The sequence below is a fragment of the Stieleria marina genome, from assembly GCA_007741555.1.
Classification (GTDB): Bacteria; Planctomycetota; Planctomycetia; order Pirellulales; family Pirellulaceae; genus K23-9.
In genome coordinates this window covers 3,674,146-3,689,603 of the sequence record CP036526.1, presented here as the reverse complement: position 1 = coordinate 3,689,603, position 15,458 = coordinate 3,674,146, and the positions used below count along the sequence as shown (strand labels likewise).

Sequence of the window (15,458 nt, the reverse complement as noted above, 5' to 3'; positions counted from 1 at the left end):
TTATTCCTCGACATCCACTGGGCTTGCCTTTTCGAGCGTCTGTATTCGATCCCGAAAGACTCGGTCAAAATTCGAGAGCTGGTCAATCAGCCAATCGTGTTGTGACTGCCATCGGTCTCTGTCGTCAAATGAAACGTCGGATCGAGTGATTCCAATACGCCATTGTTTCAGTCCCTCTTTTTGCCACTCCAGTTGATGCCCAAATTCCGATTCGATCTGATTTTGGTTGGCCTCCAGCTGTGGAAAGAAGACAGGCGACATCGAAGTGTTCATAATCAACCACGCTGAGAGTTGAGACTCTGGCGGCTTGATGTGCGCATAGGTCCAGACTTCTGACTTTCCGATCGCGAGATTGTTCCACTGTTGCGGAAGTGGCGTCGTCGCCAGCAATTCGCAACCTCGCTCGAACATGCGAGCGTGAAAACCGATCCAGAAATCGAGCATCATCTGCTTGGTCGCTGATTTTTCCTTGACCGCTTCGTGCAAAGATCGGAGTCGCCCCAAGAGACCTTGTTCAAATTCCATCAGGGATTTGACAAGCCAACTGTGGTGCTCAAGCCAGTCGTAACGATCTCGAATCGCGACTCCTTGCAAAACCCATGTGATCGTCGGCTTGCTTCCAGTTTCCCAAAGTGGCTGGGTTGTGAACTGCTCATCGATTGCCTCGCGATCTGCCTCCATACCGGAAAAGATCTCGCGTCCCCTCGCTCTCGCAAATCGCAATTGAAGGACGAGTTGCTTTTTGTTGGGGACGATTTGGGCAGAAAGGTTAACGTCTGCCATGGGAAGAAAGAAGTCGCACGTTCTGACTTCACATTTCCGTACGGGCCGAAGGGATACGCCACTGCCTTCTAGCATTTCCGTAAGTGCGGCCCAGTATTGCTTTCGGCGTTCACGAACCTTGTTCGTTCCATCGGTTTTCTTCGTCGGAGGCGTGTACTCGATATCGCTCGTGGGTCTCTGCCAAAGACGGCTCACTTGCGGGCCAAGGTCTGTTGCACGTGAAGTGATCTGTTCCTCGCCCCACTGGTCGATGTGTTCAAAGACCTTGTTCAGAGTCAACTTGCTGTCGCTTAGCTCTTTCTTCTTCTCTCCGAAGGCACGGTTGCTGAGTGTTTGGTTGTACCCGGTGAGCGTCAAATTTCCGATCGTATGAAGCCAGCGTTCGTGCACCTTCTTGTATCGATCTCCGAGCATCTCCTTCCAGCTCTTGCCCGCAGCGCCGCCTGGCAATTTCTGAGGCATCACGTGCTCGATCTGAATGCCGTCCGTCAGGTCAACAAACTCCTTGTAGCCGTCTGCCCTCTCCAAAGCTTCCAAGACAATCCGGCACTTCTTGAACTCACGACGGTAAATGGGAAAACTTGCGAGGCTTCGCTCGAACGTTTCGTCATCGGGCCAACCGCGATGCAACAAATAGCCCTGGAGCTTCTTTCGCACATTTTCAGTCAACTCGCCAGCCAGTTCACAGAACCACTTTCCGTAAGCCCTTGTTGACTCACCACATATCGAGCGGCGCAAAATGAAGCTATTCAAGTCCGAAACGCAACCGATGAAATCCTCATCAGAGATAGTGCCCGATGTTCGCTGATCCAACAAGTTCAGCATGACAGGGTTAGCTGTGTTGGCCTCCATCCACGCAAACTGTCGAAGAACAGCAGCCACTTTGGCCGGCAATCCCCTTCCGTGGTTCGCAATGTTCTTTGCAAACTCAACGAACCGATGAAGCTCGGCAACAGACTCGGACGGTGACGACTTGGTCTTCTCGAAGTACTTTTTGAAGTCGCTGAATGTCTCGCGTGCTTTCGAGTACTGACCACGCCGCATCAGAAAATCGCGGTAGAACGCAGTCGGCGCGATCGCGACCTCGCCAGCCGATGGTTCAAACTCATCTTCAAACGGAGCCCATGATTCCTGCTGGAAATCTTCCTGGTCGGCCAGAGGGATCTGCATGAACAGGAAGTTGCGGATCAAATCCGATTCTTGAAGCGGGAGTCCCGTCGAATTCAAGCTCTCAAAAATTTCGTACGGATCTTCCTCATCTAGGGTGATTGCAACCAAGTACAGTCGGCCGACAACCGTATCGAACAATCGTCGAAGATAGCTTGAATCCTGGTGGGCATGCGTGCGAATAAACTTCCGAAAGAAGTCGTGTGCGACGATGAGTTTCGCATCTTGGTCCTCAACCTTCTTCAGGTCGATCAATGCCGAGAAGAGCTCGCGATCGCCTGTGCGCGGAACTAGCTTGTATCTCTCCAGCCCCTTTTTGAAGCGGTTAACAAGATATTGCTCTTCGATCTCCGCGGCGAATTCTTCCTCCCCGGATCGCTTCGCTTCATCACGCAAAGCGGTCAACAGTAACGACAGCGTCGTCAGCCGTTGCTGTCCGTCGATCAACTGGTACTGCGGCGTCTTGCCCGGTGCGGCCGACACAAGAGCACAAACAAGTGGTCCCAGGAAGTGCTTCTTGTCCTGATCTTCGGACAGAAGTGCTTGGATGTCATTACCAAGTCGCTCCCAATTGTCTCGTTCCCAAGAGTATGACCGCTGAAAGAACGGGATCAGGAATTGCGAGTTCGAGTACAGGATCTCTTGAAGTGGCTGAGCGTTTGCTTTCATGATGCGGTTTTCTTAGACGGCGATCTGTAGGTAGCGGATTGGCAGTTGGTAAACGTCCTTGAGCAAGTTGAGATACTCGCGGGCGTCGGTATCGAGTTTCTTGGGGCCGACGACGCAAAGCTCAATTGCGTCGAACTCGCTTTTCCAGTGAGCGTACTCAAGCAACTGGCCGAGGGCGTCGCGGATGCAGGCTCGTGGGGATTGGTGTGGTTTGATTTCGTAGATGATATATCCATTGGGAGTCTTCACGACAGTGTCAATCCGTGTGCCATTGCCGGTGGCGATTTCGGTACCCACATTCTTCTTCCCGTGCTTATCGGTGAGCACATCGAACAACTTGTGCTGCATCGCGTTGTGTCGGAGCGAGATGTTGACGGGATCCGAACTCGGCTTCGACTTTGTTTTCAGCTTTTTGAATGTGCATCCAGGCTGAAAGGTAAATCCCTTGACCGCCTTTTTCTTAGTTGGACCTGAGTAGCCGCTGCCTTCGACGTAGGTGTAGAGCGGAAGTAACGCATCAAAGTCAGCGAGTATCTCCATTACGTCGACATCTTCGATCGGTCGAATAGTGCCCATAAAAAGGAAGACGCCCTCACGGATAATGTCGGTTGAAACCGGTGCAGGCAGCATGTCCTCGCTGCGAACGTCGCTGTCCCAGTACCACATTTTCAGATCAGCAAACTCCTCCGGATTCAATCGAAGGTATTCATTGAAGAGGTCGGCCTTTTCGCGAAGTGGGGCGATGTCTGGCAGCGTTTGACTGGTCTCAAACGAAAACGCGATCCCGTGGCGCAACTCTTCGCCATCGGTGCCGTCGAATCCGATGTTGAATTGAAGTTCGGAACGCCCGCCGTGGTGAAACGCCCAAAGCGGTGTAATCGTCTGTTTGCTGAAAATCGTCGATCCCGGCCTCCGAGAGAAGTCACGTAATTCCTTGCGAAGATCCTGCAAGCCGCCGATTTCAAAACCATCGCTCTGCGTATTGATTGCGTTTGCAATTTGCTCAATCGTTTTCATTGGCGTCCTTCCTCTTGTTCGTGGTGCTGGCCTCGTTTCGTTCTGTCTCCATAAAGAAAGCTCTCGATCTACCGGTACGTGGCTGTTGATCGAGAAACAGAGAATGTGAGCCCAAGCTTCTTCTTCAAGATCTCAAGTGAGGATTCTGTTAGCTCATTTGCTGTCCGCGGACCGCAAATGACTTCGCTTATGGCTTCCGGCTGAAAGGGAACTTCGATGTAGGGCGTAAGGCCGAAGCGACCACTGCGAATCAGCCTTCTTTCAATGAACTCTTGCTGCAAATTTTGGAATATCCTAACGATATCGCCTGGTTTATTATCCGCAATCAACACTTGCTCTAATTCGGTGTCTTCAAGCCTGTACATTCTGGCCGATCGCAATTCCTCTTCTTCGCTGAAGCCAGCATCTTTATGGAAGGCGGACTGGTCAATGCACCAGCCACCGATCCTTTCAGCAGCGTTACTGCGGCACCAATTCATCGCATCTTTCTCGGTGTCGTTTGGTAACGCAGCGAGTTGGGATTGTAAATCGCTGACGATCGAATTGAATCCGTCTTCAAGAGGTGATTCTTCGTACGAAACTGAATCGAGTCTGCACTCGAAGGGGCCGTCGTTACTTTTGGATAGATAGTGCGTTTTGAAACCGACCGCAAAACCGTCACCGTCATTGGCGTAGGCTCTCCACTGGCTCAACTTGTCTCTGCCTTTGCTGAAACAACAGACGTAATATTGCCACTTTTCGGCGTTTGCCAGGTAGGCCTTTGCTGAACTGATTACCGGATCGCTTGCGACCGCTTTCAGTCTGCTAGAAAGCAATTCTTCGCAGAACTCGACACCCTTCCTTATTTCCATGGTGTCGTTCAGATACGCAGCGTGCGTGTACCAAAGCTTTTGATTAGTGAGAATAGAAAGCAACGCATTTGCGTCGCAGTAGTGGTAAATCACCGTTTCTTGATGATCACGAATTGTTTCCGCAGTCATTTTCTCGACTCACAATGAAAACATGTTTTGATAAGGCTCATCATCTTTCAATGCCAAGCGAGGGAAAACGAATTGCAATCTCGTTTCTGCAATCCGAAAACGCATCGTCGGCATAGCCAGTCCTCCAACTAACACCCGATGTGTTCTCGGGGTCAGGTCCGGCGAGGATGTAGACGCCCGTGCGTTTTGCCTCGTCGCGACCAGCCAGATCTGACAGCTTGGTGCGCGGTGCGACAAGCATCTTGCCGCTCCAATTCATCACCTCAGCCGTTAGTAGTCCATTGGCGTCACCATCGACCAGGAAAATGAGTATTGATCGTCCGTTCATCGGTTATGTCTCCGACTGTATGGATCCACAGGAAGTTCAATCTCTCTGGCATGAATGACGACAGTTGATGTTGCTGAAAGCGAGTCGAGCTCGGAGTAGAGGTGGGAGAGTTCGCTGTAGCTCAGCAGGCGTGAACCAACTTTGCCGGACCGAAAGAGAGACTCAAATTCGATGTGCGAAAGCGATAATTGTTTGACATCTTCGTAGCGAAGAACCTCCGCTCCTCGCTCGCCCGAGGATTTGAGTTTTTCGATCTCACAGATCGGAATATGTTCACCCGAGGTGCGAAGCGTCTGGTCGGCACTCTGTAAGCGGTCGGTTGGTCGCAGGAAGGCAGAGCAACATGGGAAACGAAAGCGGTTTTGATCGCTTGCTGATTCACACAAGTTCTTATCGCACGTGAAACTTCGCAATCGCTCAAGTTGCGCGGTCATTCTTGGATCCTTCATGTAGAGGTGTTTACCCTCCCATATCTTGTACTGGATCATGACAAGCTCGACTTTCTCAAGCTCTGGCTGATGACGTTCGTAGATCAAGTCTGCGCCTGTGATCTCTTCAGCCTTATCAGGGTGCAGGGCGCGGACGCGAAGCACATGCTCGTCCAGAAGTTCGTAGTCGGAGTAGCCGTGTCCATCGTCGAGAGACGGCAGTTCTTTGCTGAACAGTTTGACATCTCGGTTGATAATCTGATTCTCACTCGCACGAGCTGGGGTGAGCTGGACTTTCGCGGCCTCAAGCCGCTTCACTCGTTGTCGGATGCGATCAGTTGCCTGTCCTCGATCTGCCACGGAGAGGAGTTCGGTTTCCTCCTCCAGGTTCTTCTCTACCAACGAAAGAGGCGTAATGGAGTCGCCAGTCTTCTTGGATTCAAGCCTCGCCCGTTGCTTGAATTCACGCACAGTTGCGCTGACCTGCGAATCTCTGAGCAGACTTGATTCTCCCAATATCTCTGGGCAGATTTCACCGCCAATTTCAAGTGCTTTTTGATAGGTCGCCTTTGTGGGGTCACCACCGCTTGCGAGGTTTACTAACTCTCGGACGGCGTTGAGTGTTGTCCACTCGACATCCAACTTAGTTGCTGACCTTGCGTCATCTTCGCCAACTTGATCTTCATCGTTTTCCATGGTGGCCCCTCAAGCAGAGTTCTAGGATCCAGACGCTGCAATCCGCATCGCCCAACGCAATTCGCTCGCGTGGAGGCACGAAACCGCTACACATGAAAGCTGCCTTTCCGGCTGCACAAGCTCTGTCAGCCGTTCAAAACAGCTTTGCACTTGCGCTCTTGCAACCGGACTTGGCGTAGACTTTTGCTTTTCGATCGCGTTTTGACAACGATTGATCTCTCGTTGGCACTCTTGCCAAATTTCGCTGCGGCGTTTCTCAAGCGGTCCATAGTCGAGACGAAATTGTTTCACTGAGATCTCTAGCCGTTCCTTATCCCAAGCCGTCGCATCTGGTGATGCTACCGCCTCTCCTTCCTCGTCGAACTCAATAATCGTTGTGTCGTGCTGACAGGTTGGATCCAAAAAGACTGGCAACTCCTCGTCGACATCCCGGCTCTGTGAGGTAGCTGCTCGATTCGGATCTTTGAGAGGAAAGAAATTGCCCTTCTGTGAGTTCCCTACATTTCCGCAGATGCGAAAATTCTTCCAGTCAAACGCAAGCCACCAATATCCCTCCCGTTCAGTTCCGTCCATTTGCTTGGCAAGCTTCTTGGGACGAAAGTGCTCTACATCAAACCACGTAAACAGCGCTTCGGTATCCGAGAACCAGCATTTACGATGCGACTGACCGAGAAGCCATTCTTTAAACGCACCATAGGTCTTCCTGTTGTTGTCAATCACCTTCTTTCGATCAGCTTCGGATTCTGCTGCTTCAAGCAGAGCGGCAACTTTCGTTGCTTTGTCAACAAGTTCTTGCGGCGGCTCTCCAGCTATTCGTATGTATCTCAACCGTCCGCTCCCAGAATCTCGTCAAGAATCTCATCGGCGATCTCTTCTTGATCTTCTCTTTCGGCTGCCGTCAATTGCGGCTTCTTGAACTCCGGACGCCGGGATAGAGCCTTTGCAAACTTTTCGTAGTAGGGATCGCGGTAATCCGTTGCAAAACCGAGTAGAGAAAGTTCACCAATGATCTTGTGCATCTCCTCCGTCTGTTCCTCCGTCCTTTCATCACCCATCGAATACAGCTCGTATCTACGATGGATTTTTTGCGTTGTGTGAGAATCAAGCGTTGATGGCAAGCCGAACATCTCGCTCTTCAAAAGCCCAGCCACACCCTGTCCAATAGGGTCTTCCAACGGGTGTTGCACTTCGACTTGATAGGTCTCTCGATCCTGCTGGAACATGAGGACCTGTTCTTTCCGCAGCTCGCCGATCACAAGCGGGTCGTGCGTTGCGATCACAACCTGATTCCTGGAACTGTCCCCGGCGTGCTGTTTCAGAATATCGAGAAAGTCGTACTTCCACCTCGGATTCAAATGCGTATCTGGTTCGTCCAACAGGATCAGGCTTTCACCGCCCGAGACCATTCGCAGCAGTCCGATGATGGTGATTAGCTGACGCTCGCCCTCGCTGAAATCCGCAAACGGGAATGGCTTCTTCTGCCCACGCCTGTGGATCTTGATTGTCAGGTCGTTCACCATTCCTAGCGTGTTCAGGTAACAAAGCTGTCGAAAGAACCCGAACGATTCGCCAAATGGTCTAGCTGCTCTTTTCAGACTGTCCTGGTCTTGCAGGAATAGAAAGAGATGTTCTTTCTTGGTGTTTGCTCGAAAGTCGTTCTCATCCGCTTCGGTCGATCTTGAGGGTGCAAGCGAGTTGTCCGAAAGGAGACCTAGAATGTTTGCGATCTCCCCGGTCGAATCCCAAAAACGCTCGTCGCCATCCGCCTTCGCAATTGCCCGGGAGCGAGTGGGTGCGCGCTGGGGTTTGACGATATCAAACAAAACCGACTCAATTTCCCGGATGCCCATCCGGCCACTGACGAACTCTCGGATGTCGAACGATCCAGCACCGAAGCAGGCAAGCAGTAGGAAATCGCTGTAGCAAGGCTCGCAATAGAGGAACGGGGTGTAGGTCGCCTTTTCTGGGTCTCGCAACGCTTCGTACTCACGTTTCCGGTGATCCAGAAAATGTGTTTCGAGTCGGCTGCCTGGTCCCGAGTAGTATGCGACGATGTTGTCGGGCAAATAATCGGGTGTTCGTTCGTTTTCCCTTGGCAGGTCTGCTTGCGATCGTGAAACCGTGACCGTTGGAACTGGATCGCCCGATTTACCCTTAATCAGAACGTCCTCTTTTCTGCACTCATAGCTGAGCTGATAAGTGAACGAGGGAGCACGCCGAAGATCAACATCTGCAAAAATCGAAACGATCGCCTCGATCAAGTTCGATTTCCCCGTTCCGTTCCCACCTAACATGACAAAGGTGTCAAACTCGGAGTCGAAATCGACTTCTAAGCCGTCCAGATTCTTGAAACCGTGCAGCGTCAGATGTCGAAGCTTCATGATTCGGCCGCCGTCAAAAAATGTTCATCGCTCTCAAAATCTTCTCGGATTTCGCCTCGCTTGACGTGTTCTTTCAGCTGAGAGTAAAAGTCTTTGCTCTTCATTTTCGCTAACTCACGAACACGATCAATCTCCATGCGTTGACCAGCCTTTTGCAACACTTCCATGATCGCCGACGTCTTCGCTGATTTGCCACCGGTTGTCTTATTCGTTTTTGGTTTGGATTTCGATTTTGACTTTGCGGCTTCCTCAGCACGGGTGGTGCGGATGCGGGCGAGGAGTTCGGAGGCCGGTTCGTCGCGCGGGTCCTGCGGGACCAACTCGCCTCGGAACGCTTTCGAGAGGATGGATTGGTCCAGCACGGTCAGCGACGATTCCATTGAAGCGACTTCCGCACCGATCGTTTCCAAATGCAATAGAGCCTGCTCTACCCGTTTGACGATTTCGTCTTGTTCTTCAGTTGGCGGAAGCGCGACGTGAAGCGAGAGGATTTCGGGGAAGTAAACTGTTGGATGCGCAGACCCCTTCGCAAAACGATATAGCGCGTCGTGCTCGCCCAGAATCAAGTACATGATGTATTTAGGGTTGATTTCTTTGGGGAAAATCCAGCCGACCAAATCTTGGCTGGTAGCCATATCCTTTCCGAGAACTACGCAATACCCGATTGAGTTTGCAGTCCGCGTCATCAGAACGGTTCCTTTTGGGAGCAACCGCGACGCAGAGTTGTCTAGTCCGAGTTGCGTAACATGCTGCAGCGTACTTTCGATCACTTTGCCATCGTTGTTTCCCGCATCCTTTATTCCTATCCATGGAATGTCGCCGTGCCAGTACTCAGGGTGCTTTCGGCTTGGCGTATGTCCCGTGACAAGCTGTCCAATACGAGTTAGTCGAGTACAGCTCCACGTTGACGGAAGTTCTTTATCGGAAAGGCCGACTGATAGCCCACTGTCGCCGGGAATCTTTGCAATGCTGGCTTTCTTTGCTCGGTTTGGCTTTGGAGGTTCAGGCAGCGATTCGACAAGCTCCTTCGCGGATTGAACATCGGGATTTGCGGCTCGCCAGTCGGCGGTCAACTGGCCGCTGAAGGCAGCGCGCAGCACACTCTGACGAAGCTGACCGATCAGCGGCCCGACTTCCGAAAGCAAAACCCGCGCACGCGAACTACGCTCCTGAAGCGACTCGATCGCCGACACAATCCGCGACTGCTCGGCTTTGGGGGCAACACGCAAGTCGGTCTTCTTAATGATGCCGTTGCTGATGTTTGGTTGCGCTCCGCCCTGAGCTTTGCCGATCAGGTTCTCTCGCTCGTTACGCAATGAGTGGAAGACATACCGCGTATTGATTCCTTCCTCGGGAAAGATTCCACAAACTGCTTGGTTGGTCGAGGCGGCCATTTCGAGAATGCCGAGCTTGCCGACCGTGGCACCATAGAGCGCGATGCAGACCGCTCCTTTGGGAAACATCTTCGCATTCGATTCGTCGAGACCAAGTTGCGTGATGCGTTCATCGACTTTCGTGACTAAACCGTCAGTCAGATCACCCGACTTTACCCAAGGAATGTCGCCGCCATAGTAGTCATCGCGTTTGCGACTGGGCGTTCCTCCAGTGGCTGTCTTTGCGAAATCTTCGATCGGCGAAACAGCCCAGCCCTCCGGCAACGCTTCTCCACTGGCACTCTCGCCCTCACTCGACGCGACTTCCACCGATGCGGAAGCGGCTCCGAGGGAGCTTCGCCCTCCCACCTCGGGCTTTTGATCGCTCATTTGGTCGGCTCCAGCAGCTCGGTGAGGGCGTCCATTTCGGAGAGTGCCTCGCTCAGACGCTCACGGATCATCGCTGCGATCTCGTCCGGCTCGGGGAGATCGGCTGATCCCGTCGAGTCCTCGTCTTTGAGCCAACTGATGTCGAGGTTGTCGCCTCGCTCGGATACGAAGTCTCGCGTGAAGCAGCGGAAACGGCTTTCCTCGCCTTCGTAGACGGTGTCGTCGTCATAGATAGCTGGGCAGGAGCGTTTTCCGCCGGTTCGTTCGGTCCGCTTGCTTGTGCCATCGGACTTCTTCCCGTAACACTTCTCGAACTCTTTGAAGTGCTCGTGCGTCAGCGGCGTCCGCTTGCCGAAGGCGGGCATGTTGGTCCGTAGGTCATAGACCCACGTCTTTTTGGTATTACCGGTGTCGATTTTGCCGCGTGTGAAGAACAGCACGTTGGTCTTCACGCCCTGTGCGTAAAAGATGCCCGTGGGGAGCCTGAGGATTGTGTGCAAGTTGCACTTATCCATCAGGTCGGCCCGGATTTTCGTGCCCACGCCTTCCTCGAAGAGGACGTTGTCCGGCAGCACGACTGCCGCTCGGCCGCCGGGCTTCAGCCCGCGATAGATGTGTTGCAGGAACGCCAGTTGCTTATTACCCGTGACGAACGTGAAATCGTCACGTGTGGGACGACCGCCACCGCGTTTGGTGCCAAAGGGTGGATTGGTAAGGATGACGTCCGCTTTGGGGAGCGTTTGGCCGCGTGACCCGAGCGCATCATCACTTAGCAAGTGGCCGCTAACGCCATTCAGCAAACAGTTCATCAACAACAGTCGGTGAGTATCAGGCACCAACTCGATCGCGTAATAGGCGTTTCGCTTTTGAAAATCCTGCTGCTCGGTCTTAAACGCCCATGGAAAGTCCTGATGTTCGCGTAGGTAGCGGTGAGCCGTGATCAGAAAACCGCCGGTACCGGCTGCGGGATCCTGGATGACCTCGCCAACCAGTGGCTTGACGCAGTTCACCATGCACTCGATCAAGGGCCGGGGCGTAAAGTACTGGCCCGCACCGGATTTCTTTTCGCTTGCATTGCGTTCTAGCAAGCCCTCATACATGTCACCTAGATTGTCGCCTTCCGATTCGCCATCTGTCGAGGTCGCTTCGTACCAGTCGAGGTCGTCGATGCTCTGAACGAGTTTCGCAAGATTACGAGGCTTGCGAAGCGATGTATTTGCATTCGCGAAAATGCCCTTCACGCGGTCGCTACCGTTGGATCCCAGGTCAACCAACATCGCGCGGTAGTACGTCAGTTGTTCGATGCCTTCTTGAGACGTCAATTGGCTCCAAGTTTGATTTGGCGGCAACTCGGATTCCTGGCTTGTTTCCTGCATCATCTTCAGGAACAGCAGGTAACTGAGCTCGTTGACGTATTCCTGGTAGGTGATCCCATCGTCACGAAGGATGTGACAGAGATTCCAAAGCTTCCCGACGATGTCTGTAGTGTTCAAAGGAGAGTTTTCTTGTTGTTGCTGTTTTCGTAGGGAAAGCTGTTAAACTTCGCTGATGGAACGCTTGGGATCTTTCACAAGTTCCTTTGCGGTTGAAGACCTAGGTTGCCGTTTGCCAAACGTCGTCGACGATCTGACGCAATAGTTCATCAAGGCGACCCCCGAAAACTTTGTTGAGTCGCGCGAAGCCTCCTTGGTCTTTGAAGGCTCCACTGTTCAAAATATCTTGATCCACCACCACGTTTTCTTTGATCTGCTTGCCGATCCGCTCCAGCCATTGACGCTGTCGCGGCTGCCACGCTTGAGAACCCAGGATCCGGCGAATCGCAAGGTCGACGCGATCCTCATATGCGATCAATGGCTCATCTAGCATCGCATGCCGGACGAATCCGATGATACTCGCGGCGATATCTTGATTCGTCGAGTCCCGAACGGCGGCTTTGATGGTTGTCTCCGAGAAACCATTCTGGGCAAGCTGCATTTGCAGGTTAAGTAGATCTTTCCGCGTGAGCTCCCGAGGACGCTGGGTCACGAGCAACAGAGCAGGAATCGTTTCCATGTTCTCGGCCAGAAACGATCGAAACGATTCTAGGTAGTCGTCTGGTCGTTGCCCGTTGCCGTATCCGCGCTGGATTTCGTAGGCTCGGTCGGTTTCTTCGGAAACTAACATCGTTCCGCCAGGGCGAGTCCGGTCCAACTCTGTCACAAGAATGGAGCGGCTCTCGAACCAAGCCTTTAGCTCCTCGGGCGACATTGCTGAAAGAGTTTCAGCGACGGACTCCGGATCACCACCAGCTAATTCGCTGAACTGATCAGGCCATTTCTGCAATATCGACTTCGCTTTGCGACGCAACTTCGACACCACTTGGTCTTGGATGTCTGCCAGAATTTCTGAATCGGACTCAGATGCGAGATAGCCAACCAGTTTTGCAAAACTGGTTTTCGGTGACGCCACAACGGGCTTCATATCCGTGTGGTTTTGCAGCTTCTCATAGATCCCCACTGCGTCATAAATATGGAAGTACTCTTTGTCTTCGCCAACGCCGTGAAGGTCTTCGCACAAACGAGTTGCTCGGCCGATCATCTGCTCGAACAAGATGCGACTCTTAGTGCATCGCAGGAAGACGATGTTCGTTATTGACGGCACGTCGATTCCAGTCGTCAGTAAGTCGACGGTGACCACGATCTTGGGTGCCGATTCATTCTTGAAACGCCGGATCGCCTCCGAAGTGCGATCCACATCTCCGGTGATCTTCTTGACGGTGTCGTGAGGCAAGGATCCGTGCTCATCTTCCAAGGCATCCGTCAGCAGTCGAACAACCGTATCGGCATGCGAGTCTCGGACACAGAAAATGAGCGTCTTGCCGGGCAAGAACGGGTCAATGTATTTAGCCAACACTCCGCAGACCGCTTCGTTAAACGGTTCAGTGATCGCGACGGAGTTGAATCCCTCGATGTCGATCTTGATTTCGTCAGGTGTTTGCTCGGTGGAGATGCTTTTGGTGAAGGTGTCGAATACTTTGACTTGATCGCCAGCTTTCCATTCCAATCCCTTTTCGGAAAGCTCCGTCTTGATAATGAACGGAGGTTCGTGGTCGACAAGGTTCTTATCAATGACGGCCTTTCGGTAGCTGTACTCGTATACTGGCTTTCCGAAAATGTCACTCGTATGAAGTGCAGGGGTTGCGGTCAGGCCGATCCGAACGGAATCGAAGTGATCGAGCACTCGGCGGTACTTCGATACATAATCCAACTGGTCTCGGTAGGTGAGCTCTTGATCGTTCATCTCCTTGTCGAGGATGTACCCGCGGTGGCACTCGTCGACAACGATGCAGTCGTACTGGTCAACTGGGAACGGGTTTGTCTCATCTTCTCCATCGACGATCCGGTGCACCATCGCCTGAATGGTGCTGATGTGAAGCTTGGTCTCTCGGTCAGGAGTAATGTCGCCAAGTTGTTTGACGTCGTAGATCTCGGGAAACGATTGCAGGTTTTCGAGCTTGACGTCATTGAAGGAATCAAAGGCTTGTTCGCCGAGTGATCGACGGTCAACGACGAACAAAATGCGATTGAATCTGGCCGCTTTGACCAAGCGGTAGAGCAAGCAGATGGCAGTTCGCGTTTTTCCGGTACCAGTAGCCATCGCCAGCAGTATCTCGCGTTTACCGTCGGCAATGGATTTCTCTACCGCCTGAATTGCCTCGCGTTGGTAGTATCGCAACGGAAGGTAATCGCTGGATTCCTGCTGCAGCTGATTGTCGGCAGTTGCCGAATCTAGCTTCAAGAGGTCTTCGAGCCCTTCAGGCGTGTACCAGCCAACCAATGCTCGCGGGTGATTGGTGGTCAGACGCAAATCACGGAACCAGATTCCGCTTTGGTCAATCAGTTGTCGGTGGTACGGACTTCCATTGGTTGAAAAAGCAAAGGGGATTTTGAATTCGCACCAAGGACCACCGTTATCTCGATGATCCTCTGAGGACGCAAACGACTTTGCGTAGCGATGGGCTTGGTCGAGCGCGGACCTCGCATTCCGGCGTTTTCGTTTGGCTTCTACGACACCAATCGGTTTGAGACCAACGAATAACACATAATCCGCGATTCCGTCATCGGTCGGCCATTCTGCGATTGCCAAGTTACGACCTTTGGCCGGTCGAATACCCTTGCTGTAGCGAAGCTCGGCGGTGTCGACTTCCCAGCCTGCTTCGCGAAGCTGATCGTCAATTAGCTTTCGTGTGTCAAACTCATCGAGATCAAGTTCTCTGGCCGACTTCTGTGATGTCGCCACGACCTGCTCTTGTTCAGCCGGCGTTTTCTTCGCTTGCTCTTGAGCAACGTCGGCGAGCAGCTGTTCGTACTCTTTGATTCGCTGGGCAGCGGATTCCTCCGTCTCTGCGGCCAACTCCATCGCAGCCTGTTCGTTGGCGAAAGCCACTGCGGCTTTTGCTTTCGCTTCTTCGACCCTCGCGGCTAATTCATCCGCCTTCAGCTGAATCCCTTCAAGCTCCGCCTGCTTATTGGCGAGCGACTCGCGGAGTTGGTGCAACTCATCTTTTAGCGTTTCATCCGCGTCGGCAGGGTTCGGTGGCGGGGTAAATGGGCCAGCTTTGAACTTAGTGTTACCCGTTACGGTTTTGTGGAACCAAACAGCAAGTTGGCGAACCAGCTTGAGCTTATGAAATGCCTCGCGCCGCGTTCCGGCGAGTTCGTGTACCGCTTCGTTTCCCGCAAGGCGGACCGATCGCATGATTTGGTGCAGCGATTGATCCAAGAGCCCACGATCACGAAGACTCCGCTCAATGTCCCGGAATGTGTCTTCTGGTCCGAACGCTATGCCGACCTGGGCGGCGACGCCCTTTGCTAGGCCTTCCGCTAACTGCCGGATCTTGATCAGAGCCGTGTTCGGGTCTTCAAAGACGTAGCGTTCGGCAAAAGCTGCCAGCCGCAATAGCGCATCATTGTGATGCGACAGGAATCTGAAGTTCGGTGATGTGATGGATGAATCGTTCATTCAACTTAAATAGCCCTCCGGCAATCACAGCCAGAGTGTCTCGTGCAGGGGCTTGCAACGCTTTTTCCTGTCAATCCGACGGGAACCCTGACCAGATCCTTGCCCCATTTGGATTGTCAATTTCCTACGGGCAGATAGTATAGCTCTGCCGGACTGCGGCTGCCATCACCACGAAGGCCCACCCTATCCAGCAAAAGCTCTGCTGGCCGCTAGAGAAGATATCCTCGTATTCATTTCCTGATTCA

The 15,458-nt window shown here is 52.7% G+C and carries 10 protein-coding genes; all 10 read right to left on the bottom strand.

Going from position 1 to position 15,458, the window contains the following annotated elements:
* The 10 genes from K239x_RS13055 to hsdR all read right to left on the bottom strand — a co-directional run bounded on the left by K239x_RS13055 (window position 1) and on the right by hsdR (window position 15,213).
* Entirely contained in the window at window positions 1-2,619 is a 2,619-nt protein-coding gene (locus K239x_RS13055) for a DUF4268 domain-containing protein (RefSeq protein WP_145418503.1), read from the bottom strand.
* A gap of 12 nt (window positions 2,620-2,631) precedes the next feature.
* Window positions 2,632-3,636, bottom strand: coding sequence for a hypothetical protein (locus K239x_RS13050; protein WP_145418502.1), 1,005 nt, complete (start codon window positions 3,634-3,636; stop codon window positions 2,632-2,634).
* Window positions 3,637-3,704: 68 nt separating this feature from the next.
* Window positions 3,705-4,616 carry a DUF2971 domain-containing protein gene (locus K239x_RS13045; RefSeq protein WP_145418501.1) on the bottom strand — a complete coding sequence of 304 codons (912 nt, stop codon included), beginning with the start codon at window positions 4,614-4,616 and terminating at the stop codon, window positions 3,705-3,707.
* A gap of 40 nt (window positions 4,617-4,656) precedes the next feature.
* Window positions 4,657-4,944 (bottom strand): hypothetical protein, encoded by a 288-nt coding sequence (locus K239x_RS28575; RefSeq protein WP_419190002.1) that lies wholly within the window; start codon window positions 4,942-4,944, stop codon window positions 4,657-4,659.
* On the bottom strand, window positions 4,941-6,068 hold the full coding sequence (locus K239x_RS13035; protein WP_145418500.1) for a hypothetical protein: 1,128 nt from the start codon (window positions 6,066-6,068) through the stop codon (window positions 4,941-4,943). The genes K239x_RS28575 and K239x_RS13035 overlap by 4 nt, the downstream gene beginning before the upstream one ends.
* A gap of 21 nt (window positions 6,069-6,089) precedes the next feature.
* Window positions 6,090-6,788 carry a hypothetical protein gene (locus K239x_RS13030; protein WP_145418499.1) on the bottom strand — a complete coding sequence of 233 codons (699 nt, stop codon included), beginning with the start codon at window positions 6,786-6,788 and terminating at the stop codon, window positions 6,090-6,092.
* A gap of 104 nt (window positions 6,789-6,892) precedes the next feature.
* A complete protein-coding gene (locus K239x_RS13025) occupies window positions 6,893-8,449 on the bottom strand; it encodes an AAA family ATPase (protein WP_145418498.1) in 1,557 nt (518 codons plus the stop codon).
* On the bottom strand, window positions 8,446-10,212 hold the full coding sequence (locus K239x_RS13020) for a restriction endonuclease subunit S (protein WP_145418497.1): 1,767 nt from the start codon (window positions 10,210-10,212) through the stop codon (window positions 8,446-8,448). Before K239x_RS13020 ends, K239x_RS13025 begins: the two co-directional genes overlap by 4 nt.
* Window positions 10,209-11,705, bottom strand: a complete 1,497-nt coding sequence (locus K239x_RS13015) for a class I SAM-dependent DNA methyltransferase (protein WP_145418496.1) — start codon at window positions 11,703-11,705, stop codon at window positions 10,209-10,211. The genes K239x_RS13020 and K239x_RS13015 overlap by 4 nt, the downstream gene beginning before the upstream one ends.
* A 100-nt stretch (window positions 11,706-11,805) precedes the next feature.
* Window positions 11,806-15,213: a type I restriction-modification system endonuclease gene (gene hsdR / locus K239x_RS13010; RefSeq protein ID WP_145418495.1), complete on the bottom strand. Its 3,408-nt coding sequence runs from the start codon at window positions 15,211-15,213 to the stop codon at window positions 11,806-11,808.
* Window positions 15,214-15,458: the final 245 nt, after the last annotated feature.